The sequence below is a fragment of the Rhizobium sp. BR 317 genome (genome assembly GCF_047445835.1).
GTDB classification, from domain to species: Bacteria; Pseudomonadota; Alphaproteobacteria; order Rhizobiales; family Rhizobiaceae; genus Rhizobium; species Rhizobium paranaense.
In genome coordinates, this window is the sequence record NZ_JARWLB010000009.1 from 223,633 (window position 1) to 247,383 (window position 23,751).

Here is a 23,751-nt window from a genome sequence, read left to right on the forward strand (position 1 = left end):
CGATATGGCGGCACCAACCAACACCGCCCTCGATCTTTCCGCCGCGCTGGTGACAGCGCCGGTGCAGGCCGGTCATTGGCTGGTGATCCTGCCGGTGGCCCTATGCATCGGCCTCGGCGCAATTCTGATGATGTTACGTGATCGCACGGCGTTGCAGGGCTGGATCGCCATACCCGGCCTGGCCCTGCTGGTGCTGATCGATGCCGCTTTGCTCCATAAGGTCGCCAACGAGGGGCCGGTAACCATGGTCATGGGCCGCTGGCTGCCGCCATTCGGCATTGCCTTCAGTGCCGACCTTCTCGGCGCGGTCATGGCGCTGGCGGCCGCCGTCGTGGCACTGGCAGCGAGCCTCTATGCGCTTGGCGAGATTACGGAGGGCGGCCGTCGCTACGGCTTCTTTCCTTTTCTCATGCTGTTGCTTGCCGGCGTCAGCGGTGCATTTCTGACCGGCGACGTCTTCAATCTCTATGTCTGGTTCGAAGTGCTGCTGATTTCCTCCTTCGGCCTGCTGATCCTCGGATCGGAGCGTGAGCAAATCGATGGTGCTTTGAAATATGCAGTGCTGAACCTTATCGCCACGACACTGTTTCTCGTTTCCGTCGGCTATCTCTATGCAGTCTTCGGCACGCTCAATATGGCCGATATCGCCATGAAGGCGAGGGCGCCCGGCAACGCGGCACCATTGATGACGCTTGCCGGCCTGTTCCTCCTCGCTTTCGGCATGAAGGCCGCAGCTTTCCCGGTCAATTTCTGGCTGCCGGCATCTTACCATACGCCGCGTATCACGGTTTCGGCGCTCTTCGCCGGTTTGCTTACCAAGGTCGGCATTTATGCCCTGATCAGGGTTCTGGTGATGCTGCTGCCCGTCGAGCGTGCCGGGCTCGGCCCGATCACGAGCATCGTTGCCATTGCAACCATGCTGGTAGGTGTGCTCGGTGCGCTCGGCGAAAGCGATCTCCGCCGCCTGTTCGGCTATGTCGTCATTTCCGGTATCGGCACGATGCTGGCGGGCGTCGCGCTTGGCAGTGCCAGCGGCCTCAGTGGCACGATCTTCTATGCACTGCATTCCATGGTGCTGATGACGGCGCTTTATCTGTTGGCCGGCCAGGTGGCGAAGCTTGGTGGCGGTTTCTCGCTCGCCACTCTTGGCGGGCTTTACCGGCAAAGCGGCTGGTTCGCCGGTCTGTCGCTCGTGATGTTTTTCGCCGCGTGCGGCCTGCCGCCATTTTCCGGCTTCTGGCCCAAGGTTATCCTAGTGAAGGCAGCGCTCGACATGGGCGCATGGTGGATTGCCGCTGCGATCCTGTTGACCGGCTTTCTCACCACCATTGTCTTTGGCCGCATCTTTCTCCTCGTCTATTGGCGTCCAGGAACTGCACAGGACGCTGCGGTGCCACAGCCGATTGCCTGGCAGGCCGGCTTGCCGCTGGCCGTCCTTGCCGCCTTGGTCATAGGCTTTGGGCTGTTTCCGGAGCGGCTGTTGCATCTGACGCAGCTTGCCGCCGGTGGCCTCGAAGACCCCTCGGCCTATCTGCATTCCGTCTTTCCGGCAGGAGCGGGAGCCCAATGATCCTGTTCGTCTTCAACCTGCTACTCGCCATCGTCTGGGTTGCCGTCACTGGCAGCGCCTCCTTCCTTAATCTCGTTCTTGGCTTCGTCCTCGCGGCACTCGTTCTGGCGACCCTGCGCGGGTCCTACGGCGGCGTACCCTATCTCGGGCGTATCGGGCGGATTCTGCAGCTATTGCTGCTGTTCCTGCGTGAACTCGCCAAATCGGCATGGGCAGTCGCGGTCACCGTCATGAGCCCGAAAATGGATGTGAAGCCCGGCATCTTCGCCTTTCCACTGACGGTGGACCGCGATTTCGAGATCACCCTGCTCGCCAATCTCATTACCTTGACGCCCGGCACGCTTTCCGTCGACGTTTCCGACGACCGCAAGACGCTCTACGTGCACGCGCTCGATTGCTCCGACCCGGAGGCGGTGAAACGCGGCATAGCCGATGGGTTCGAGCGCCGAATCATGGAGGCGTTCCGATGATTGCCGCTTCCATCGTTTCCGCTGCCGCCACGGTATCGCTTGCTATTCTCAGCCTGGCCCTGCTGCTCACCGTCTTTCGTGTGGTGGTTGGTCCGACTTTGCCGGACAGGGTGCTGGCGCTCGACATGCTGACGGCGATCGCCATCGGCTTCATCGCCGTCATCGCCATCAAAACCGGCTTTACACTCTATATCGACATCGCCATCGCGCTCGGTCTTGTCGGGTTCCTGGCCACGATCGCCTTTGCCCGGTTCATCCTGACCCATGGCACATCGGAGAATGCCGAACGACAGCCATCGGCAGCGACTGCGGCGGAAAGAAAACGGGTTCGCAAGAATAGCCGTCGCAAGAAAGGAGGGCGGTAATGGAACTGGTCGCTGCCATCATCGTCGCCTTCCTGCTGCTGGCGGGCGCGTTGTTTTCGCTCATTGCGTCGATCGGTATCGTCCGCCTGCCGGATCTCTATAGCCGCATGCACGCCGCTTCGAAGGCGGGCACGGTCGGTTCCGGTCTGTTGCTACTTGCAGTCGGTTTTCATTCCCAGGAACTGCCGATATTGGCGCGGGCATTGGCAGGTTTTGTGTTTTTCGTCTTGACCGCGCCGATTTCCGCCCATCTTCTCGCGCGTGCCGCTCACAAAGCTGGTCACAGGTTAATGGCGCCATCCGTGCGCGATGATCTTGCGAAAGGACTGATGGAGCGGCGTTCTTACAAAATGAAAAGCTAACAAACGCGTGGATTGCCAGAAAAGTGAATAGAAATTCTCGTCGTTAGTTACCTATTTTTAATAGATGAGAATTTTGCAAAGAAATGATAGAATTAAAAACTGGACATTTGGAGAAAGAGTGGTAATCCAGATTCAAGTAGAGTTCTGATGTTGAGTTAGTCTCAGCCGGCTTTAAGCGCCCAATGCTTTGATCTTTCTTTCAAACAACGGCGGGCAAAACTTTCTTCCGGTTAAGGATTGACGGACCTACCTCCGTCATCACTGATTCTATCGTCAGGCGGTATAAAAACGGGTTTCGTTGCACGAAGTCTAGGGGTGGATTTCGTATTGCGGGCAAATTGGCATGAAATGCCCCGTTTTTTTGCTGGCTGCTACGAATATGGCCATGCCGTTCGCGCGGTGTGTCCAGCGCATGCACTTTGAAAATCAGGGCGGTTTTCGATGATTGTGCGCAACTTGTAAAGCAATGCTGTGTTTTAACGTGCTCCACAGGGGGGCGTAACGCAGTAGGCAAGCCGATGAACAGGAGAACAAAATGACAGATACGGCCCTTGGCAATGGCCAGGATTTGCTGGTTGAGCTAACCGCCGACATCGTGGCGGCTTATGTCAGCAATCATGTAGTCCCGGTCAGCGACCTTCCGAATCTGATTTCCGACGTACATTCCGCCTTGAGCAACACCTCGGCGCCGGCTCCTGCCGTTACCGTGGTTGAAAAGCAGAAGCCGGCCGTATCCGTTCGTAAATCGGTACAGGATGATCAGATCACCTGCCTTGAATGCGGCGGCAGCTTCAAGTCGTTGAAGCGCCACCTGATGACTCATCACAGTCTTTCGCCTGAAGAATATCGTGAGAAGTGGGATTTGGCGGCTGATTACCCGATGGTTGCGCCTGCCTACGCCGAAGCCCGCTCGCGCCTCGCGAAGGAAATGGGCCTTGGCCAGCGCCGCAAGCGCGGTAGCCGCTAGAGCAATTCCAGGAAAAGTGCATAGCGGTTTTCCGTCCGGAATTGCGTAAAAACAATAGGATAGAGCGGTGAAGCGCTCTAAGTTCCTGAACCAACGATGCCATCGACAAAAAACCCGGCTTTCGAGCCGGGTTTTTTCGTATCGGCAATGTGGCTCAATCTATGCCGCGGCGCGTATTATCGCCTCTTCGCGGATACGTTTGATCATCGAGCGCAATCCATTGGCGCGCTGTGACGAAAGATGTTCGACGAGGCCGATCTTGCCGAAGACGTCGAGAGCATCGAGTGCTGCGATCTCGGACGCCTGCTTACCGGAATAGGTGGTGAGCACGATCGCCACCAGCCCGCGCACGATATGCGCATCCGAATCACCTTCAAAGGTCAGGACAGGATTTTCCGGATCGCCCGCAGCATGGGTCACCAACCAGACCTGGCTGGCGCAGCCCTGCACCTTGTTTTCCAGTGTCCGTTTCTCTTCAGGTAGATCCGGCAGCGCTTTGCCCAGCTCGATCACATAGCGATAGCGGTCCTCCCAGTCATCCAGGAAGGAGAAATCGTCAATGATCTGTTCAAGCGTTGCCATCATGCCAGTCCAATTGTCTATTTGCTTGGATATAGGTGAAAAGGCCGATGATTTGAACCCATGACAAAAAAGAACGCCGTGAGCGATGGCAGGCTCACGGCGCATAAAGGGGAGGCATAGTCATCGATGGAAGCGGATATCAGGTGCGCGGCTTCGGCAGCGGTACCGGAATATAAGACGGCAGCCTGACGGTGCCGGTGACGACCGCATCGGCAGTCTCGGTGTTGAGCGTGCGCTTGGCGGGCATGGGCTGTGCCACGGCAACAGCCTGTTCACGATTGACGGCGGGGGCGGACGCAGCCTGGCTGGCGGCCGCCTGTTCGCCGGACTTGTCGTCCTTAAAGTGCTGGCCGAGGAGATCATAGGCGACGCGGGCGCCGTCACGGGCTTGGTAGCCGAGTGCGGTCAGCGTTTCGCCGCCTTTCAGGCAGACATCGGGTTTCTCCGTGCACATGGCGCCGACATATTGCATGACGCCGCTTGCGGCCGAGAAGGCATCGGAAACCTGTACCTTCGGTTCGTCCGCCGATCGTGGCGCACCCTCGGGCTTCGCGAAGATCGGCAGGAACATGAGAACCAGTGAAAACCAGAACCCTGCTCTAATGAGAAACCACATTGTCTTGCCATCCTCTATTTCGTTCGGTCTTGCTGCCGATCGAATTCGTTTTTCTGATGTGCTCAGACCCTATTCGACAGAGGACAACACCGCTTTTCAAAACTTGGATGCATTTTCGGCAAATTTGATTCAAATTGTAGCAATCGGCATTTCACGCGTATTTATGTCGAATTGTAGCGATTGCTGTTAAGTATGTCTCGGCCGATCTGCCTGATATCCCGGGCCTTGCGGGCGCCGGCCTCCGCATAAAGGTTAACGTGTGACGGAAATCTAAATAAAATCCGCTGCTTACCCGCTGTTAACCACAAAAACCAAAGGTCTCGCGATGTGCGTCAAAACGAGATTTTCGGGCTTTTTCGACGGATCCGCGCACCCGTCCTTTATTGTTTCCTTAAGTCGCAAAGGCCTATTGTGCGGTTGAATAACAGACCGTTTGTACGGGTTTTGGTGTGCGCGTATTGAGTAACATTGTTGGCAGGGCTGGAGCCCTCGTGGACCGGGCAGGCGGAAGCTGGCTCTCCCGGACAAGCGGGAACGGTGAGGTCCGTGAACCGGAGTTGGCGATCCTGCGCCGGCTCGCGCTCGCCTCTTCTGTGGCACTTGTCGTCGTTCCCGCAGGGCTCTCCTTTATTACCAGCCCCGCCGTGGCTCTGCCGGTTGGCGTCGCCACCGTCTGCGCTGGATTTCTCTTTTCCGCCGTCGGCAGCATTGCTCTATCGCGCCTGCGTCCCGCATCCCTGCCGGTCGAGGCCGTTGTCGTCGAGCATCGCGATCTGATGCTGGAAGCAGCTTCTGGTCTTGTGCTCCTGTTCGATCCGCAGGGCAGCGTCACCGCTGTTGGCGGTCGCGATCGTTCCGAATTCCTGAGCTGGATGCGCGATCCCTCCGGCCGCGGTTTTGTCGAGCAAGTGCATGTCTCCGACCGCATCCTGTTTCTGCAGGCGGTCGACAAGCTTCGTCAGGGCAGTGAAGCCCTCGGCGTCGATTTGCGCCTGGAACGTTCGGCCGTTGTCGAGGGCAACGACCAGTTTGTCCATATCCGCATGGAACTGAGTGCGCGACGCGACAGCGAGGGCCGGTTGACCGGGATCGTCACCCAGTCGCGTGACATTTCCTATGATCAGCAGCTTCGCGAGCAGGCTGCCCGCAAGGCGGCAGAAGCGGAATCGGCCAATGACGCCAAGTCGCGCTTCCTGGCCGCCGTCAGCCACGAGCTGCGCACGCCGCTCAATGCCATCCTCGGTTTTTCCGATATCCTCAGCGGCGAATATTTCGGCAAGCTCGAGAACAATCGCCAGCGCGAATATGTCGGCCTGATCCGCCAGTCGGGCGCGCACCTGCTCTCGGTGGTCAACACCATGCTCGACATGAGCAAGATCGAGGCCGGCCGCTACGAACTTCTGCTCGAGCCTTTCCCTATCGAAGCCTCCATCGGCGCTTGCGAAGCGATGCTGGCTCTGCAGGCAAAGGAAAAGGGGTTGACGTTGACGAGCCGGGTGCAGCGCGGTCTCGGCGAGATCGTCGCCGACCAGCGCGCCATACAGCAGATACTCATCAACCTCGTCGGCAACGCCATCAAGTTCACCGATGCGGGCGGCGCGGTCACCATCGATGCGGCAATGACCGATGGGATGCTGAAGCTCTCGGTCAGCGACACCGGCATCGGCATCGCTACCGAGCGGCTCGCCTCGCTCGGCCAGCCTTTCGTACAGATTCAGAATGATTATACCCGCCGCTACGCGGGCACCGGGCTTGGCCTGTCGCTGGTCAAGGGGCTGGTGGCGCTCCATGGCGGCAGTTTCGCCATTGCCAGCGCGCCCGGCGAGGGCACTGTTATCACGATCCTTATCCCGTTTGACGGCTCCGGCGCCGTGACGGTTCAACAGCCTGTGGATGTCAACCGCACGGTCGATTTTCCGCCACGTCTGAAACATAATCTGGAGATGAGCGAGAAGCGCAAAGAGGAAGAGGTGAATGGCCCCGCAAAAGCGAAAATCGCCTAAGGGAAAGGGCCGGGGCAAGCGCAAGCAGCCCGGCCTTGCTTCCCGGGGGGCGGTTGCCGTTGGCAGCCTTGGCCTGCGCGGTGCTGGCGCGCTGGGCGGCCTCGGCGTGCGTGGCGTCGGTGCCTTAGCCACCTTATGCGGCGGTGTTGTCGGCCGGCATCCGGCAGTCGCCGCCGGTATCGCAATCTTTTTCGCGGTCTTTGGTTTCGTGACTGCCAATGCGCTCTGGTATCAGTCGGGCACGCACCCGTCGCCATTGCTGCGCACGCGTGACCCCAACTCCCCCTATCAGATCCCCGGCCGCAAGCCCTTCCTGCATGCGCAGCAGGCCGATACCGGCAATGTCACCACATTCCGCATCGAGCGGCAGGATGCGACGGCGGCGAATGCCGCTTCGCCCAGCGCACCCGCTCAAACCGCCAGCCTGTCGGCAACACAAGCGCCGGCTGCGGCCACAACGGCCCCATCGAAGCTGGTTGCCGACGTGCAGGCCGAACTGATCCGCCACGGCCTTTATGACGGCGCCGCCGACGGTGTCGTCGGATCGCGCACGACTGCCGCCATTCTGTTCTTTCAGGAAGCGTCCGGCCTGGCGCAGACCGGCGTAGCAAGCCCGGATCTGCTGGCCGCGTTAAAGGCCAGTGACGCCGGCACCCACGCCCCCGCCAAAACGGGCGTTGCGGCTGTCCCGGCGGAGCGGCCTATCAATGTTTCCGCCAAAGCTTCCGCCATCGATCCCGTCGCCGCAGCCATTCAGAGTGCGGAGAAGGATATCCGGCCGGGTGCCGCGCCCAGAAGCGCGCCAAGCGACGCGGTCAATACCGTCAACATGGTGATGCAGATCCAGAAGGGCCTTAGCAACATCGCCTACAGCAATGTCAGCGTCGACGGCGTTGCCGGCGAACAGACGAAGGCCGCCATCCGCCGTTTCCAGAAGCACTACCGACTGCCGGAAACCGGCGAGCCCGACTTGGCGGTCCTGAAGAAACTGCAGGACATCGGCGCGCTTTAATCCTTCCCTTGATTGCTTCGCTTCCAACCGCTCGCTATAGCTCAGCCATGAGATTGCGCAGCGACATCTTCGTTTCCGCCTTGACCCGCCGTCTTTTTGCCCGTGGCGATTTCGCCGCCGTGGAGCACAAGGGGGCGGAGGAGGCCGGAGCGATCTTCATCCGCCAGCGTTTTCGCGACGGGCTGGAAACACTCTATGCCCCCGCTCCGCAAAGCTTCTTCGATGAAGAGGAGAGCGGGACGCGCCTGTTCGAAGTCCGCTTGGATCGCAAGGAAGCGGAAGATATCAGGCAGACGCTGGACCGTGAGCTGAAATTCGACCCCGATCTCTGGATCATCGAGCTGGAGACCGATGATATCGCCGACATCGTGCCGCTGGCGAATCTGAAAGATCGCGACAAGCTTTAGGGTAGGCGGTCCTTTGAGCCTGTTCCCGGCGGCCATTCGTTGGTGTCATGGTCGGGATGCTGCCGGTTCGACGCGATGATGCGGGGCAGGTATCCATTCGGATCGACCGCGTAGGTCGAATGATCTCCCGGGAGTTCATGCAAGCTGGAATACCAGGAGACCCGGCTCTCATTGCCATATTGAACAACCGGCGGCACCCCATCGGGCTGGTCGAAGGTTCCCGCGAGAATGCCTATGTCTTCGAATTCCGGATATTCGAAAATCATCGGCGTGCCGCAATCCTTGCAGAAACCGCGTCGCGCCATGGCGGAACTGTGAAACCAGGAAAGCGTGCCCCGCGTCACCCGAAACGCCGTCTTCATGACAGGGCAGATGACGGCAAACGGACCGCCGACCGCTTTCTGGCACATCCGGCAATGGCACACATGCACGTTTTGAGGGGGAAGGTCGCAGGCAAAGCGAATGGCGCCGCATTGGCAGCCACCGGTCAATGAATGGGCAGTCGTATCACGGGTCATGTCGCTATCCGCGTGGAGAGGTCGGCAGGCTGGCGATCAGACTGCAATGCTACCACGCAATGGGAAGAGGCGACACGCCAAGAACTGGCGAACGACTATGTCACCGTGACCGGCTGACCACACGCAATTCGCGGATCTGACTTGCCTTGGGGCCAAAAAGTGGCGCTGCAGGCTTCTGTTCCGGCGGCAGATAGGTATAGCGGTCGGCGCGGCGCCAGGCCTCGACACGGGCCTGACTTTCCTCCGCATCGATGCTGTCGAGCACCAACCAGGCGCGGCTGACGGTGCCATGCTGTTCGGCCAGATGCGGATAGAAGCGCTCCAGCGCATACACGGCATCGGCAAAGCCCATGCCAAGGCTGGTCAGCGTCACCGCCAGTTGCTGGCCTGATGTATCGATCATGATGCGCTCGGCAAGCCAGCGGCTGGAGGAAAGCGCGTCGGCAAGCGTGGCGGCAAATTGCTGGGCCTCGCGTTCACGGGCGAAACGCACCAGCAATGCTTCCTGCACATCGGAAAGACTGCGAAGGCCCAGACGGTCGTTATTGTCTCGGGCGAGATGGCGGGCGACCTGCTTGATCTTCTGTCGCAGGGCTTCTTCACGGGCGAGACGCTCGGCCTCGACATCGACGGCGCTCGGTTCCGGCTGCGGGGCCGGAGCGGCCACTGAGGAAGCCGATAGGGTCATGCCGCGTTCCGGCTCAGCCTGGTGCAGGCTGACAAGGGCGTCGATGACTTTCGGAGATAGCGACGGCCGGCGGACGATCGCTTTCGCATGCGCGGCACCCTGTGTGCGGGCGATGGTGATCAGCGTATCGTCGTCGATTGCCTGCGAACTCGTCAAAAACGGAGCGGCAATGGCGATCGGCTGGCAGCCGATGAAAAGGGAGACGGGCGGCGGCACGGTCGCGCATTGTGAGAGTGCGGCGACGGCCTGACGTTTTGCTTCCTCGGATGAGGCCTGGAAGACAGGCGTGAAGAGTTCGGCAAACTGGCGAAGCTCAGATTTCGACGGATGTTTCAGGCCTTCGAAACTGGTGACCGTCGCCATCAGAACCACGTCTTTCTTGCGGACTGTCGCAGGCTCTTCGAGATCTCGAAACCGGTCACGCACGCCAACACCCATACTGATACGCAAAACAAAAAAGACGGGAACCGGATCGGCAAATCCATGCGGCGCTGCCTCTTTCTTTGGCCGAGCCGGATCGCGCTTTGGTTCTCGCGGGCGCAATCAGCTATGGCTATCGAAACGGGCGTGGACACGGTCGTCCTGATCTGGCTTTTTCGGAAGAGTAAGGGGCGCAGAGTTAACGGTTGGTGAAGACTTTATTAAAATCCAAATAAAAATTGCGCGTTAAGCTTGCGCCAAGGTAGCGAGCGAATTTTCGCCGGACTGTCTGCGTTTGCGGGCATTCAACCCTGACGAAAACTGCTTCGCCGCCATCCGCTGAAGGTTGCGCTCAACTTATAGGGGATTCGTCGGTTTGCCATAGGCGTAGGGAGGTTGCCCCGTGGATGGACTCGACAGTCTGAGGCCGATTTTCGTTGAAGAGGGGAGTTCTCAGAGCTTTGCTCGCAGCATCAAAGGCTCAGAGCCCCTTATGCTCCCGCAAGGCGGCTAGCAGTCTTTCCGAGGTATTGTAGCCGGATTGAAAAAGGCCGATCGCCGCCGTTGCCGCGAACTGCGCCTCGGTGCTTTTGATATCGATGCGCTTTTCCAGGCACCATTTATCCAACGCGCCGCGCAGCACGATAACGTCCTCCGGAGAAAAGAAGGAATTGGTCGTCACTGACATTGCCCGCCCTCAAATTTCGCCCTCTACAATACGTTAAATTTTTGCTGCAGCAAATAATATTTGCGTGACACTTTTCTGCAACGCACGGGTTGCGCGGCTTTTTGCGAATAATGGCCTTTGTTTGTCTAAAACTATGATTCTGCAATGTTTTACGGCTCAAATGATTCCAGAGATTTTTACATCGCATATGAAACCAAATCCGTCTTCTCAGCGTTAGATGATCACGGTGCCGCGAGAGCAGAGGAAATGCCGAAGCGAGGCGCGGCGATGATTAGCATTCTGTTAACTACAGTATGTCTCAATTCGGGTGATAACGGCGATTTGCAGAGTTTAGTCGCATGATTATTCGCATGGCCGCCACAGTTGGGCGTCCATGTCACGGTGTCTGGGGAATGCCGTGAGAATGGCGTGAATGCCCTTTTGTCATAGCCGCAGGAGGCGGCGAAGACTTTGGGGAACGCTAGCCCGCTTTGGAATAGCGGGCAGGATGAAATTAGTCGCTTCATCCGTCTCGGGCCGTAAATGGAGACGAGAATGGCAGAGATCATATCCCTTTTGGATCGAAGATCGCGCTTGCCGCTACGGGCTCAGAAGGAGCCGGTCGAGGCGAAGATTCTTCTGTTCACCGGCGTGCGTTACGAACGCCTCGACGTCAGCTCCCATCGTCCCGGAACGGGATCGAAGCGGGCGAAGGGCAAGTAGTTCGGCAGAGTGCCGGCGAGATGCGCCGGCGCGACCCCGCCTGGGCGGTTTCGGTACTGTGGCCCGAGCCACGATACGCGTGCGAGCCACTTGCCGGCTCTTACCGGGCTCGGCCTTGAGCTTTGCAACTAAATCTTAGCGTCCATCAAACACATCGCATCCGGCTTCCGACAGGAAGCTTCGGGCGGCGTCATCAAAGCTCGCCTGGGGCGCCATTGTGCGCAGCACGACATAGCCCTGCGCGCGCGGCGCCTCGACCAGGATCGATTGCGCGAGCGACGGCGGCAAGGCCTTGCGGATACCCGTGAGCTGGATCGGCGAGGCGAGCAGCAAATCCAGCACGCCGCCGACCGAGGTGCGGTCGCTCATGCTGAAAACCTCGTTCGATGCGGCATCATAGACCGACAGCGACCAGAAGGGCACCTTTCCCTTGGCCGTCAGCCGGATCGGCTGAGTCTCGATATCGAAGGCGCAGACAGCCGTGCGGATGTAGGGATCGCTGTTGGAAAGCCCCGCATCGTCATCCTTGTAATCAAGCATATAGAAGTGGTTTTCATCGCCCTCATCCTCGACGCGGGTATAGGCGTCGCGGTCGGAAAAATGCGGCAGGGAGAGGATGATGATGACGTGCAGGAGTGTAGCGCCAAGCAGGCCTGTCAGAATGGTGAAGACGACCCTAAACATGGCCGCACCCGATTTTCTGGAGCTTCGGCATGGATAGATCGATAAGGCCGGAATTGCCGGCCGCAGGCGAATCGAAGAGCGTCCACACCAGGCGGAAGTTGCCGGAAGCGGGCAGCGCCAGCCAATTACCCGCTTGTGCGTCCGGTGAAACGGTAATGGAGAAGCTCGAATCCGGATTGCGCAGCACGATCCAGGAATTGAGCGCAGACGGCCGATCGGTGGATTCGCTGAGCGGCTCGCCGTCATCGCCTGCGATGAACAGCGTCCACAGCCGCGCCGGCGGCGTCTGGCCCGAGATGCGATAGCTGCATCCCGCCGTCAGCCGCGCGCCGGCATCGTCGTCGGAGGCGGTGAACACCAGCCCCTCCGCGGTGCCATAAAGCAATCGTCCGGCGCGGGCGCGATGCGATTTCGCGTAAGGATCGGCGTCGGCCGTGTGCATTTCGGGAAATGCCTGCCAGGCGCCGAGCTTGATCGCACCGAAACCCGAGGTCGCATCCAGCGCAAAAAGCGTGAACAGGATTCCCCCGCCAAAGGCGATCACCAGTGAAAGCGCGACAAGAAAGGGAACCCGGAACACTCTAAGATCGTCCTCGTGACCAATCAGAGGGCGATTTATCCCTGATTCTGACGGGCGGGGGAAGTGCAGGCGGTTGTTTAGCGGACTTGCCGCACCAAAAGCAGCGGTAACAAGAGGTCGGTTCGGACTTGGCGAGCATAAAGCCGCGGGCAGCCCAATTTCACTCCGCCGCTGCCATTTTCTGCGCGGCAGGCGGCGCTGCCGCCTTCAGCTTCTCGCCGATATCGCGCAGGATTTTCGTGGAATCCACCGACAGCGAGCGCGGCCGGATGAGCGGGGGCAGGGGATTGTCGTCGGGCGTCGCAGCTTTCTTGGCGGCCACGGTCTGCGGCTTTTGCACCGGGAAGGGATTGTCGATGCCGGGGATCGGTTTCAGCACGATGCCCTGGTGGGCATAGTCCATGATCTTCTTGAAGGTCATCGCCGGCAGCGTGCCGCCCGTCATGTTGTTGGTCGAAGTATAGTCGTCGTTGCCGAACCAGACAGCGCAGGTGTAATTGCCGGTGAAGCCGATGAACCAGGCATCGCGATAGGCTTGCGTCGTGCCAGTCTTGCCGCCGACGACGATGCCGCGCTCGAGGGCTGCCTTGCGCCCGGTACCGATGATCGGAATCTGGGTTAGCATCTGGTTCATGTAAGAATTGGCTTTTTCGGAGAGCACCCGTTTGGCCGGCGGCTCATCGCGACTGAAATCGTAGAGCACCTTGCCGTCATAGCCCATGATCTGCGCGACGCCGTGGCGGCGCGACTGCATGCCGTCAGCCGGGAATACGGAATAGGCCGTTGCCTGATCGAGTACGGTCACTTCCGAAGTGCCGATCGGAATGGTCTTGTCGTTGCGGATCGGGGTTTCCACGCCCAAGTTCTTCGCCATGTCGCGGATCGGCTGGATGCCGAATTTCTCCTTGGCAAGGCGCACGGGAATGGTGTTGATCGACTGTGCGATCGCCTGGGTCAGCGTCACCTTGCCTTCATAACGGTTTTCGTAGTTGTGCGGGCTCCAGTTGCCCCAGGTGATCGGCGCGTCGACGATGGTCGATGTCGGCGTCATGCCGCTCTCCATCGCGACGGAATAGGTGTAGATCTTGAAGGACGACCCCGGCTGGCGCAGTGCCTTGGTGGCACGGTTGAACTGGCTTTCGCCGTAGTCCCGGCCGCCGACCATGGCGCGCACCGCGCCGCCGTTTTCGATCATGACGCTCGCGCCCTGGCTGGCGTGATAGCGCTCGCCGTATTCCATCAGGCTGGATTCGATCGAATCCTCCGCAGCCTTCTGCAGGCCCATGTCGATGGTCGTGCGGACGATCAGCGAACGCTCGGGGAAATGGACAGCCAGCCGCTGCACCTCGTCGAAGGCCCAATCGAGGAAGAAGTCCGGGGATTCGATCTGAGCACGATCGACGACGGAGGCGGGATTGCGCCTGGCGGCGATGACTTGCCCCTCGGTCATCAGACCGCTTTGCACGAGGTTGGTGAGGACATCGTTGGCGCGGGCGCGTGCAGCCGGCAGGTTGACATGCGGCGCATATTTCGCCGGCGCCTTGAACAGACCCGCCAGCATCGCCGCCTCGGCCAGGTTGACGTCGCTGATGCTCTTGCCGAAATAGAATTGTGCTGCCGCGGCCGCACCGAAGGTTCCGCCGCCCATATAGGTGCGATCAAGATAGAGACTCAGGATCTGCTTCTTGGAAAGATTGGCCTCCAGCCAGATCGCGAGGAAGGCTTCCTTGATCTTGCGGTCGATTGAGCGCTCGTTGCTGAGGAAGATGTTCTTGGCGAGCTGTTGCGTCAGCGTCGAGCCACCCTGAACAACGCCGCCAGCTTGCGCATTGACGGTCAGTGCCCGGAACAGGCCGAAGACGTCGATACCGAAGTGGTCGAAGAAGCGGCGGTCTTCGGTCGCGAGAACCGCCTTGATGAAATAGTCCGGCAATTGGTCCACCGGCACCGAATTCTCATGAATGATGCCGCGATGGCCGACGACATTGCCGTAGCGATCGAGGAAGGTGACGGCGAAATTGCCGCGGTTGCGCCAGTCCCCTTGCGTGGCTTCGAAAGCCGGCGCTGCGAGCACGAGCATGACGATGGAACCGGCGGTGCCGAGCGTCAGCCCTTCGCCAAGCAGTTCGAACAGGATGCGCTTCCAGCCGCGGGTGCGGAACCGTCGGAAGAAAATGGTGATATCTTCCCAGAGTTCCGCGAGGCGAAAGCCTGCGTTCCATAGGGTAGAGTCGATCCAGGAATCGATACGCAGGAAAAAATGCCGCTTCCGGCGCGGCCGCTGCTTCGCTTGGCCTTCCGGCTGTGCATCGGGCTTGGTCTCTGGCCCGTTCTCTGGGTTGGATGGGTCTTCCACGCTCTACTTCCCGACCACAATGCCGCATCGCGCTTCCCCTACAGCGCCGCGCATCACATGTGACGCGTAAAGGTCGCTGTAGCACTTTAAATCTGCTGCATAATTTTATCCTTAAATCGGTTCCGATTGTAAGGAATTATGCAGAAGGACACGCAAAGCCTATCCTCTCATAGAGGCGCGAATTGAATAATTGGTTGATTTAGGGAAAAGAACAAGAGACATGCATGCCGCAGCCCGCATTTCCCTCGCGAGCGGCGAGGACGACGAGATGGACGACATACCTTTCTGGAAAACCAAGACGCTGACGGAGATGACCACGCCCGAATGGGAAAGCCTGTGTGATGGCTGTGGTCTCTGTTGTCTCAACAAGATCGAGGAGTGGGATTCGGGTGATGTCTATTTTACCTCGATCCGCTGCAAGCTGATGGACGGCGAAAGCTGTCGCTGCACCAGCTACCCGAACCGTTGGGATTTCGTGCCCGATTGCGTGCAACTGACGCCCGAAAAAGTTCCGGAGCTGGAATGGCTGCCGCCCACTTGCGCCTATCGCCTCGTCAATGAGGGGCGCGACCTCTATTGGTGGCATCCGCTGATATCGGGCGATCCGGAAACGGTTCATATAGCCCGCGTCTCCGCACGCGGCCGCACGGTCAGCGAAAACGATGTCGATCTCGATGATTTCGAAGACTTTATCGTCGACTGGCCGTTGACGGTGGAAGACGATATGGAAGCTAGTCCTCCGGCAAAGCCATAGTTTTCGGCGCCACGTTTCGCCAGCCTTGCCGGACGAGCGCGCGCATCGTGCCGTCATCCAGCATATGGTGCAAAAGCCGTGTCCAGCCCTTGAGCCCCCAGGCGCCCGGCACGGCGAGAATATGTTCCGGTACGGTTGCCAGCACCATCTGCTGCTGGTCGGGCGTCAGCTTGACAACGCAGAATTCCGCGCTCGGAAGCGTCAGATAAATTTTCCCGCGAACGCGAAAATCCCGGTTTCCAAAATGCGAGCTCTCCGCCGTTTCCGGCAGGCCGTGCGCAAGGGAAATGAGGTCTTCGTCGGTCATGGTCCAGAGACTAGCATGGGAGCGGAGTGCGCTGTAGCCATCCGCCTCTCTCTCTCTCTCTCTCTCTCTCTCTCTACCTCGTGCGACGAAACGGCCGCCCCGCTGGGACCGGCTCCTCGTTGAAATAACCGAGTACGCATGATATCGCGCGGTGCCTTCGCCAATGCATGGGAGCCTCCGCAGTGATCCGTCATATCGTCTTCTTCACCGTTCCCGATCGCGCCAATCTCGAAGCTGTCCGGTCCGGCCTGTCGATCCTGACGGCCATTCCGCACGCGCGCCTGCTGGAGATCGGAACGAATGTAAAGACCGATCAGCTCGGCACTGATGTCGACCTTGTGGTCTATGGCGAATTCGACGATGAAGCGGCCTTGGCGGCCTATAAGGCCCATCCGAACTATCAGCTTTCCATCGAACGCGTCCGCCCATTGCGCGAAATGCGGATTGCGGCGGACTATGAGAGCACGACCGCGGTGCGGAAGCCAATCTAGTAAGATCCTTCGCGGAAGGGATGGCTATTCGTCAATCTTTTCAAGAGCCTGGACAGTCTCGCGGAATCAAGTTCGCCGCATCCGGATTCATCGCGCGAAGTTTCTGAATCAATTTTTCACGGATTGGACTTAGCGCTCGAAAACATGGCGCGAAGCGATTCAAAAGACTCAAGAAAACCGCCGTGTTTTACGTGCGCAAAACACTTGAAGGCCGGTTGCATTGGCCAATAGAGCATCGCCGCTCATGGCGAGCTTATGCGTTGATGATAATCAAGATAGATTAAAAATGACTGACTTTTTGTCGTGCGCGCCTTCGACGCGCTTCGGCGGCTGAGATTGGAGCGTTTGACGAGCCGTTGCCGTCACATCGCTGAGATCGCCGCTGGCAGGTCAAATGAACACAAAGACTTAAAGGGAATGGACGTCCGCTCGCACGTTCTGCGCGTGGAAAATTACGCCCCATTCATTTGCCATTCAGACGCGTTTGGGTAAATATTTGCTCAAGTTAATGTCCCCGTGGGAAGTCTCGAGCATGGCATCATTTCTGAGCATAGCAGCAGCGGCCGCCGTCATGGCGGGCTCGGCTGTTCTGCCGACGCCGACGCCGACCCTGGTGGCGCGTGCGAACAGCGACTGCAGCGAGGCCGCCGCCGAAGTGGTTGCAAAGACGGGAGGGCAGCTCCTTTCCGCGCAGCCCTCAGGCGATAGCTGTGTCATCACCGTTCTCGTCCAGGGCAATGGCCAGCGGCCGCGCAAGGTGACCATGAAGGTGCCGATGTAGGTGGAAACACTTTCACACCGATGCACAAAGGACTCTCTAACGCTTTGAATCTCACTTAAAATCTTTATGGCCGAGCGATTCCACCCTGGCCTTATTTGCAGTACTATTTCTCGAACCGGGGAAATTGGATCGAAAGATGCGCATTCTTATAGTCGAAGACGACGTCAATTTGAATCGGCAGCTTGCCGAAGCTTTGAAAGAGGCAGGCTATGTGGTCGATACCGCCTTCGACGGCGAGGAGGGGCATTTCCTCGGTGAAACCGAGCCCTATGACGCCATCATTCTCGATATCGGCCTGCCGGAAATGGACGGGATCACCGTACTGGAAAAATGGCGTGGTGCAGGCCGGGGAATGCCGGTACTGATCCTGACGGCCCGCGACCGCTGGAGCGACAAGGTCGCCGGAATCGATGCGGGTGCCGATGACTACGTCGCCAAGCCGTTTCACGTAGAAGAGGTGCTGGCCCGCATCCGGGCGTTGATCCGCCGCGCCGCCGGCCATTCCTCGTCTGAAATCATCTGCGGCCCAGTCCGCCTCGATACCAAGAGCTCGAAGGCTACCGTCGACGGCAAGCCGCTGAAGCTCACCTCGCACGAATACAGGCTGCTTGCCTATCTCATGCATCACAAGGGCGAAGTCGTCTCGCGTACGGAACTGGTCGAGCATATGTACGATCAGGATTTCGACCGCGATTCCAATACGATTGAAGTTTTCGTCGGCCGTCTGCGCAAGAAGATGGGCGTCGATTTGATCGAAACAGTACGGGGTCTCGGCTATCGTATCCAAGCGCCGACCAATGCGAATTAAGTCACTCACCGCCCGCGTTTTGCTGTTGACCACACTCTGGTCCGCCGTAGCGCTGGTGGTGATCGGCCTCGTCATCTCCAATATCTATCGCAAGAGCGCCGAACGCGGGTTTCAGGACCTGCTGAGAGCGCAGCTCTATAACGTCATCAACTCCGTGACGATCGGTGACCAGGGCGCGCTGTCGGGCAGTCCGCAGCTTGGCGATCTACGTTTTGCCCAGCCGAAGACCGGCTGGTACTGGATGGTCGAACCGCTTGGCACCTACACGGCGACGCCACTGGTTTCGCCCTCGCTCGGCGCATCGAGCCTGCCGGTTCTTTCGGTTCTGGAAGCGCCTTTCGACAAGAATTACGAGCGCTATTATATCGTCACCGACGCCTTCGGAAACCAGGTGCAGGTGGCCGAGACCGAGGTCGTGCTCGATACCGACGGACGCGCCGCGCGCTTCCGCGTCACCGGCAACATCGCCGTGGTGGAGGACGATGTCCGCAACTTCTCCCACAGCCTCTATTTCGCTCTTGTCGGCTTCGGCGTCGGCAGCCTCATCGTCAACGCGCTGGCCATTCTCTACGGCCTGATGCCGCTCGATAAGGCGCGCGCGGCGCTGGAGCGCATCCGCGCCGGCGAGAGCGAGCGACTGCATGGGGATTTCCCGCGCGAAATCCTGCCGCTTGCCAATGAGGTCAATGCGCTGATCGACAGCAACCGTCGTATCGTGGAACGGGCGCGCATGCAGGTCGGCAACCTTGCCCATTCGCTGAAGACGCCGATCGCGGTTTTGTTGAACGAATCCCGCGTGCTGGAACGTTCGCATGGCGACCTCGTCAAAAACCAGGCCGAGGTCATGCAGGGGCAGGTGCAATCCTATCTCAATCGTGCCCGCATCGCTGCGCAGCGCGAATCCGTGCTTGCCCGCACCGACGCGGAGCCGGCGCTGGAGCGGCTGGTGCGCGTCATGCGGCGGCTCAATGCCGATAAGGAATTCGAGCTTTCCGTTTCGCCGCACCTGTCGCTCGCCATGGAGCAGCAGGATCTGGAGGAAACGGTCGGCAATCTCCTGGAAAACGCCGCGCGTTTTGCCGAACGCAAGGTGCGCGTCGCCGCCAACGAGGCACCGGCCGAGGTGAAGGGCATCGATCCGGCGCGGCGCCACTGGGTGGAACTGGTGGTTGAGGATGATGGGCCTGGCCTGGAGCCGGATCAGATCCGCGAGGCGATGAAGCGCGGTCGCCGGCTGGACGAAAGCAAGCCGGGCACGGGTCTCGGTCTGTCGATCGTCAGCGAGATCACCAATGAATATCAGGGACGGTTCGAGCTGTCCCGCGGTTCCTGGGGTGGACTTCGCGCCAGCCTAATTCTACCGGGGGTAACAAAGGATGTTGCGTGATGCGAGGCATGATGCCAGAAAGACTTGGGGCGCCACGGTGATGCCACATTGCAGTACCTATAGTTGTACTCGTTGATACTGGTTCGGTTGTATGAAGCTTCGTACTTTTTTTCTGATTGCTCCGTCCCTCGTTGCCGCCACCGCCCTTTCCGGCTGCTCGACCACGAGCGGCAAAGGCGGGAGCTTTTTTTCGTCGTCCGGTAAACCGGCGGCCTCGGCGCGCTATATCACGGCCTTGGAGGGTGGCATTGTCGGCCGCACCGGCATCAAGCTCAGCGACAATGATATGCAACGGGCGCTGGAAGCAGAATATCGTGCCCTGGAAACGGCACCGCTCGGTCAACCCGTCGCCTGGATCGGCAAGAATGTCAGCGGCCAGGTCGTGGCCGCCGCTCCCTATCAGGTCGGCTCGCAAAATTGCCGCCAATATACCCATACCATTACGGTCGACGACAAGCCGACCCAGGCGAGGGGCGCTGCCTGCCGCAACGACGATGGTACCTGGACGCCGCTGAATTAAAGTCCGCGCGCTGGAAATCGCGGCTAAACGCCTCAAATCTTCGTCAGCGGGGCTTTCACGGTTGGAATAAGCGCCCCGTTAAAGTATTGGGCGTCTATGCTGTTCTGGATTCTCGTGGCCGTTCTGACGGCCGTTGTCGGTGCCGTCCTGCTCTATCCCCTTTTGCGTGGAGCAAAGGTGGTTGCCGACGGTCGTGCCGGCGAAGCTGCCGTCTATCGCGATCAACTTCGGGAGCTGGACCGTGATCTCGCGGGCGGCCTGATTTCCCCGGAAGAGGCCGGCTATGCCCGCGCCGAAATCGGCCGCCGCCTTTTGGCCGTTTCGAGTGATGTACCGGGTGCCGCAAAAACGCCGGCGCGGGGCCACTACTTTTCCCAGGCTTTCATCATCATCCTGCTGCCGATCATCTGTCTCTGTCTCTATCTCGTGAAGGGCGATCCCGGCCTGCCGTCGCAGCCGCTGCAAGCGCGTCTTGACCATCCCGGCAATGATCTCGCCATCTCGATCGTCAAGGTCGAGCGGCATCTGGCGCAGAATCCGGATGATGGCAAGGGTTGGGAAGTGCTTGCACCGATCTACCTGAAGACCAACCGCATCGGCGACGCGGAACTCGCCTATCGGAATGTCATCCGCCTACTCGGCCCCAATGCGGAGCGGCTTGGCAACCTCGGCGAAATTCTGATCATGAAGGCCGACGGCATCGTGACGGCGGAGGCGCGCAGTTCATTGCAGCAATCCCTTGCTCTCGATGCGAACAACCCCCGTGCGCTCTTCTACCTGGCGCTTGCCCTGGAGCAGGACGGCAAGGCGGCGGATGCGAAGGCGGCCTTCGAGGCGCTGGCACAGCAATCGCCGCCAGAGGCGCCGTGGATGATGGCCGTCAACGACCATATCGCCAAGAATGGCGGCGCGGCCGATGGGACGGCGGCAGGCTCGGCCGATGCCAAAACACCCGGCAATCCGACGGCCGATCAGGTGGCCGCCGCTAATGCCATGAACGCGGGCGATCGTCAGCAGATGATCCGCGGCATGGTCGACAGCCTTGACGCCAAGCTGAAGGAAGACCCGAAGAATTTCGAAGGCTGGATGCGGCTGATCCGCTCCTATGCCGTGCTGAACGACAAGGAGCGCGCGCTCGATGCGCTGAAGCGCGGCCTTGCGACCTTCCCCGCCGATGGCGACGAAGGCAAGCAGCTTCTGGCGCTGGCCAAGACGCTGGGACTGCCGACGGAGGTGACGCAGCAATGACCCGCAAGCAGAAACGTCTGGCCGTCATTGCCGGCGGCATGGGTTTTATCGCCGCCGCCGTGCTGCTCGTGCTCTTCGCCTTCAGCCAGTCGGTCGCCTATTTCTATATGCCGGCCGACCTCGCCAAGACCCCGGTCAGCGCCGGCACGCTGATCCGCCTCGGCGGCCTCGTCGGTGAGGGCAGCCTGGTGCGCGGCCAGGGGACGCAGGTGCAATTTGCCGTCACCGACGGCACCGATGCGATCAAGGTCACCTATAATGGCATCCTGCCGGATCTCTTCCGCGAGGGGCAGGGCGTGGTCACCGAAGGCAGGTTCGAGGCGGGCAGCAACGTCTTCGTCGCCGACAGCGTCCTTGCCAAGCATGATGAGCGCTATATGCCGAAGCAGGTCGCCGACAAGCTGAAGGCGGACGGCGTTTGGAAGGGCGAGGACAAAAGCCAATGATCATCGAGCTCGGACATTATGCGCTGGTGCTGGCGCTTGCGACCGCGATCATCGTCTCGATCCTGCCGGTGATCGGTGCAAGGCGCGGCGAAGTGTCGATGATGGACATCGCCCCGGTCGGCGCCATCGTGCTGTTTGCGCTGGTTGCCTTTTCCTTCGGCGTCTTGACCTATGCCTATGTCGTCTCGGACTTTTCCGTGCTGAATGTCTGGGAGAACTCCCATTCGCTGATGCCGCTGATCTTCAAGCTCTCCGGCGTCTGGGGCAATCACGAGGGATCGATGATGCTCTGGCTGCTGATCCTGGCGCTGTTCAGTGCCCTGGTGGCGCTGTTCGGGCGCAATCTGCCGGATACGCTGCGCGCCAATGTGCTGGCCGTGCAGTCGTGGATCTCGGCCGCCTTTCTGATCTTCATCCTTTTGACCTCCAATCCGTTTCTCCGTCTCAATCCGGCGCCGGCCGAGGGCAAGGACCTCAATCCGGTGCTGCAGGATATCGGCCTGGCGATCCATCCGCCGCTGCTTTATCTCGGTTATGTCGGTTTCTCCGTCTGTTTCTCCTTTGCGGTTGCCGCCTTGCTCGAAGGCCGCATCGATGCCGCCTGGGCGCGCTGGGTTCGCCCCTGGACGCTGGCGGCCTGGACCTTTCTGACGCTCGGCATCGCCATGGGCTCCTATTGGGCCTATTACGAACTCGGCTGGGGCGGCTGGTGGTTCTGGGACCCGGTGGAGAACGCCTCCTTCATGCCCTGGCTTGCCGGCACGGCGCTGCTGCATTCGGCGCTGGTGATGGAGAAGCGCGATGCCTTGAAGATCTGGACGGTGCTGCTGGCGATCCTCACCTTCTCCTTGTCGCTGCTCGGCACCTTCCTGGTGCGCTCCGGCGTGCTGACCTCGGTGCATTCCTTTGCCAGCGATCCGACCCGCGGCATCTTCATCCTGTGCATCCTGTTGCTCTTCATCGGCGGCTCCCTGGCGCTGTTTGCCTTCCGCGCCCCGCGGCTTGCCGCCGGCGGGTTGTTTGCGCCGATCTCGCGTGAGGGATCGCTGGTGCTGAACAACCTCATCCTGACGGTTGCCTGCGGCACGGTGCTGACGGGCACGTTATATCCGCTGGCCTTGGAGACGCTGACCGGCGACAAGATTTCCGTCGGGCCGCCGTTCTTCAACATGACCTTCGGGCTGCTGATGACGCCGATCCTGATTGCGGTTCCCTTCGGGCCGCTGCTGGCCTGGAAGCGCGGCGATCTGCTTGGCGTGCTGCAGCGGCTCTATGTCGCCGCCGGCCTGGCCCTGGTCGCCGGCCTTGCCCTGTTCTACATCCGCCATGGCGGACCGGTGCTGGCCGTCTTCGGCCTGGCTGCCGGCTTCTTCCTGCTCTTCGGCGCGCTCACCGATCTCTGGTATCGCGCCGGGATCGGCAAGGTGGCTGGGAACGTCGCCTGGCGGCGGCTGATCGGCCTGCCGCGTTCGGCCTTCGGAACGGCGCTTGCCCATGCCGGGCTTGGCATCACCGTGCTCGGCATCGTCGCGGTCACGACATTCCAGTTGGAAAACATCACCGAGATGAAGCCGGGCGGCACGGCCGAGATCGGCGGCTATACGCTGCGCTTCGATGGCATTCAGCCGGGGGTCGGGCCGAACTACACCGAGGATCGCGCCCAGTTCACGGTCAGCCGCGGCGGTGTTGCCGTTGCCAATGTCTCGTCGGCCAAGCGGCTGTTCACCGCCGGCCGCACCGCCACGACCGAGGCCGGCATTCTGACGCTGGGCCTCAGCCAGCTTTACGTTTCGCTTGGTGATCCCATCCAGGATGGCGGCATGGTGGTGCGGCTCTGGTGGAAACCGTTCATCATCTGCATCTGGGGCGGCGCCATCGTCATGGCGCTCGGCGGCTTCGTCTCGCTCAGCGACCGCCGTCTGCGCATCGGCGCACCAAGCCGCAAAGCAAAGCCGGCCCGTCCGGCGATGGAGCCGGCGGAATGATCAGACGTTTGTTCCTGGCTCTGGCATTGCTCCT

General features: G+C 60.0%; 27 protein-coding genes. 18 read left to right on the forward strand and 9 right to left on the reverse strand.

The genetic code is table 11. The annotated features are described in order from the left end of the window. Positions 1-4: 4 nt before the first annotated feature. The 5 genes from QD357_RS16825 to QD357_RS16845 all read left to right on the forward strand — a co-directional run bounded on the left by QD357_RS16825 (position 5) and on the right by QD357_RS16845 (position 3,734). A complete protein-coding gene (locus QD357_RS16825) occupies positions 5-1,570 on the forward strand; it encodes a Na+/H+ antiporter subunit D (RefSeq protein WP_183937603.1) in 1,566 nt (521 codons plus the stop codon). Then, positions 1,567-2,040, forward strand: coding sequence for a Na+/H+ antiporter subunit E (locus QD357_RS16830; RefSeq protein WP_183937605.1), 474 nt, complete (start codon positions 1,567-1,569; stop codon positions 2,038-2,040). The genes QD357_RS16825 and QD357_RS16830 overlap by 4 nt, the downstream gene beginning before the upstream one ends. Continuing rightward, entirely contained in the window at positions 2,037-2,405 is a 369-nt protein-coding gene (locus QD357_RS16835) for a cation:proton antiporter (RefSeq protein ID WP_183937607.1), read from the forward strand. Before QD357_RS16830 ends, QD357_RS16835 begins: the two co-directional genes overlap by 4 nt. Continuing rightward, on the forward strand, positions 2,405-2,767 hold the full coding sequence (mnhG, locus tag QD357_RS16840; protein WP_183937609.1) for a monovalent cation/H(+) antiporter subunit G: 363 nt from the start codon (positions 2,405-2,407) through the stop codon (positions 2,765-2,767). Before QD357_RS16835 ends, mnhG begins: the two co-directional genes overlap by 1 nt. A gap of 535 nt (positions 2,768-3,302) precedes the next feature. Continuing rightward, the gene (locus QD357_RS16845; protein ID WP_104822432.1) at positions 3,303-3,734 is read left to right on the forward strand and encodes a MucR family transcriptional regulator; all 432 of its coding nucleotides are present in this window, start codon (positions 3,303-3,305) and stop codon (positions 3,732-3,734) included. A 159-nt stretch (positions 3,735-3,893) separates the two neighbouring features. Here QD357_RS16845 and QD357_RS16850 read toward each other — a convergent pair whose 3' ends face one another. After that, a complete protein-coding gene (locus QD357_RS16850) occupies positions 3,894-4,316 on the reverse strand; it encodes a SufE family protein (RefSeq protein ID WP_183937611.1) in 423 nt (140 codons plus the stop codon). A gap of 139 nt (positions 4,317-4,455) precedes the next feature. After that, positions 4,456-4,932: a DUF5330 domain-containing protein gene (locus QD357_RS16855; protein WP_183937613.1), complete on the reverse strand. Its 477-nt coding sequence runs from the start codon at positions 4,930-4,932 to the stop codon at positions 4,456-4,458. A 449-nt stretch (positions 4,933-5,381) separates the two neighbouring features. On the opposite strand from QD357_RS16855, the gene QD357_RS16860 reads away from it, so the two are divergent. Genes QD357_RS16860 through QD357_RS16870 form a run of 3 tightly spaced genes read left to right on the forward strand, consistent with a single transcriptional unit; the run spans position 5,382 to position 8,354 of the window. Beyond that, on the forward strand, positions 5,382-6,935 hold the full coding sequence (locus tag QD357_RS16860; protein WP_183937615.1) for an ATP-binding protein: 1,554 nt from the start codon (positions 5,382-5,384) through the stop codon (positions 6,933-6,935). Then, positions 6,907-7,947: a peptidoglycan-binding protein gene (locus QD357_RS16865; protein WP_183937617.1), complete on the forward strand. Its 1,041-nt coding sequence runs from the start codon at positions 6,907-6,909 to the stop codon at positions 7,945-7,947. The genes QD357_RS16860 and QD357_RS16865 overlap by 29 nt, the downstream gene beginning before the upstream one ends. 47 nt (positions 7,948-7,994) lie before the next feature. After that, positions 7,995-8,354: a DUF1491 family protein gene (locus tag QD357_RS16870; protein ID WP_183937619.1), complete on the forward strand. Its 360-nt coding sequence runs from the start codon at positions 7,995-7,997 to the stop codon at positions 8,352-8,354. Here QD357_RS16870 and QD357_RS16875 read toward each other — a convergent pair. The 3 genes from QD357_RS16875 to QD357_RS16885 all read right to left on the reverse strand — a co-directional run bounded on the left by QD357_RS16875 (position 8,351) and on the right by QD357_RS16885 (position 10,668). Then, complete coding sequence (locus tag QD357_RS16875) at positions 8,351-8,872, reverse strand: GFA family protein (RefSeq protein WP_183937621.1); 522 nt, start codon at positions 8,870-8,872, stop codon at positions 8,351-8,353. The genes QD357_RS16870 and QD357_RS16875 overlap by 4 nt on opposite strands. A 100-nt stretch (positions 8,873-8,972) precedes the next feature. Further along, positions 8,973-9,986 carry a DUF2336 domain-containing protein gene (locus tag QD357_RS16880; protein ID WP_183937623.1) on the reverse strand — a complete coding sequence of 338 codons (1,014 nt, stop codon included), beginning with the start codon at positions 9,984-9,986 and terminating at the stop codon, positions 8,973-8,975. Positions 9,987-10,461: 475 nt separating this feature from the next. Further along, a complete protein-coding gene (locus QD357_RS16885) occupies positions 10,462-10,668 on the reverse strand; it encodes a hypothetical protein (protein ID WP_183937625.1) in 207 nt (68 codons plus the stop codon). Between the two features lie 534 nt (positions 10,669-11,202). On the opposite strand from QD357_RS16885, the gene QD357_RS16890 reads away from it, so the two are divergent. Then, a complete protein-coding gene (locus QD357_RS16890; RefSeq protein ID WP_183937627.1) occupies positions 11,203-11,370 on the forward strand; it encodes a hypothetical protein in 168 nt (55 codons plus the stop codon). Between the two features lie 135 nt (positions 11,371-11,505). Here the strand turns inward: QD357_RS16890 and QD357_RS16895 are convergent, their stop codons facing one another. The 3 genes from QD357_RS16895 to QD357_RS16905 form a co-directional block, all read right to left on the reverse strand. Then, complete coding sequence (locus QD357_RS16895) at positions 11,506-12,054, reverse strand: DUF1254 domain-containing protein (protein ID WP_183937629.1); 549 nt, start codon at positions 12,052-12,054, stop codon at positions 11,506-11,508. Continuing rightward, positions 12,047-12,634, reverse strand: a complete 588-nt coding sequence (locus QD357_RS16900) for a DUF1214 domain-containing protein (protein WP_183937631.1) — start codon at positions 12,632-12,634, stop codon at positions 12,047-12,049. Before QD357_RS16900 ends, QD357_RS16895 begins: the two co-directional genes overlap by 8 nt. Before the next feature lie 160 nt (positions 12,635-12,794). Further along, a complete protein-coding gene (locus QD357_RS16905) occupies positions 12,795-14,990 on the reverse strand; it encodes a PBP1A family penicillin-binding protein (protein WP_183937633.1) in 2,196 nt (731 codons plus the stop codon). 268 nt (positions 14,991-15,258) lie between these two features. Here QD357_RS16905 and QD357_RS16910 point away from each other — a divergent pair, with 268 nt between their 5' ends. Further along, a complete protein-coding gene (locus QD357_RS16910) occupies positions 15,259-15,744 on the forward strand; it encodes a YcgN family cysteine cluster protein (RefSeq protein ID WP_183937671.1) in 486 nt (161 codons plus the stop codon). Here QD357_RS16910 and QD357_RS16915 read toward each other — a convergent pair. Then, positions 15,722-16,051, reverse strand: a complete 330-nt coding sequence (locus QD357_RS16915; RefSeq protein WP_183937635.1) for an MmcQ/YjbR family DNA-binding protein — start codon at positions 16,049-16,051, stop codon at positions 15,722-15,724. The genes QD357_RS16910 and QD357_RS16915 overlap by 23 nt on opposite strands. 182 nt (positions 16,052-16,233) lie before the next feature. Here QD357_RS16915 and QD357_RS16920 point away from each other — a divergent pair, with 182 nt between their 5' ends. The 8 genes from QD357_RS16920 (at position 16,234) to QD357_RS16955 (ending at position 23,717) form a co-directional block, all read left to right on the forward strand. Beyond that, positions 16,234-16,542 (forward strand): Dabb family protein, encoded by a 309-nt coding sequence (locus QD357_RS16920; protein WP_183937637.1) that lies wholly within the window; start codon positions 16,234-16,236, stop codon positions 16,540-16,542. A gap of 532 nt (positions 16,543-17,074) precedes the next feature. Further along, positions 17,075-17,323: a hypothetical protein gene (locus QD357_RS16925; RefSeq protein WP_133706776.1), complete on the forward strand. Its 249-nt coding sequence runs from the start codon at positions 17,075-17,077 to the stop codon at positions 17,321-17,323. Positions 17,324-17,459: 136 nt separating this feature from the next. After that, positions 17,460-18,131: a response regulator transcription factor gene (locus QD357_RS16930; RefSeq protein WP_028750821.1), complete on the forward strand. Its 672-nt coding sequence runs from the start codon at positions 17,460-17,462 to the stop codon at positions 18,129-18,131. Next, entirely contained in the window at positions 18,121-19,518 is a 1,398-nt protein-coding gene (locus QD357_RS16935) for a sensor histidine kinase (protein ID WP_183937639.1), read from the forward strand. The genes QD357_RS16930 and QD357_RS16935 overlap by 11 nt, the downstream gene beginning before the upstream one ends. Before the next feature lie 91 nt (positions 19,519-19,609). Beyond that, positions 19,610-20,038: a hypothetical protein gene (locus QD357_RS16940; RefSeq protein WP_183937641.1), complete on the forward strand. Its 429-nt coding sequence runs from the start codon at positions 19,610-19,612 to the stop codon at positions 20,036-20,038. 96 nt (positions 20,039-20,134) lie between these two features. Beyond that, entirely contained in the window at positions 20,135-21,286 is a 1,152-nt protein-coding gene (gene ccmI / locus QD357_RS16945) for a c-type cytochrome biogenesis protein CcmI (protein ID WP_183937643.1), read from the forward strand. After that, complete coding sequence (ccmE, locus tag QD357_RS16950; protein WP_183937645.1) at positions 21,283-21,732, forward strand: cytochrome c maturation protein CcmE; 450 nt, start codon at positions 21,283-21,285, stop codon at positions 21,730-21,732. The genes ccmI and ccmE overlap by 4 nt, the downstream gene beginning before the upstream one ends. Continuing rightward, a complete protein-coding gene (locus QD357_RS16955) occupies positions 21,729-23,717 on the forward strand; it encodes a heme lyase CcmF/NrfE family subunit (RefSeq protein ID WP_183937647.1) in 1,989 nt (662 codons plus the stop codon). The genes ccmE and QD357_RS16955 overlap by 4 nt, the downstream gene beginning before the upstream one ends. Positions 23,718-23,751 lie beyond the last annotated feature (34 nt).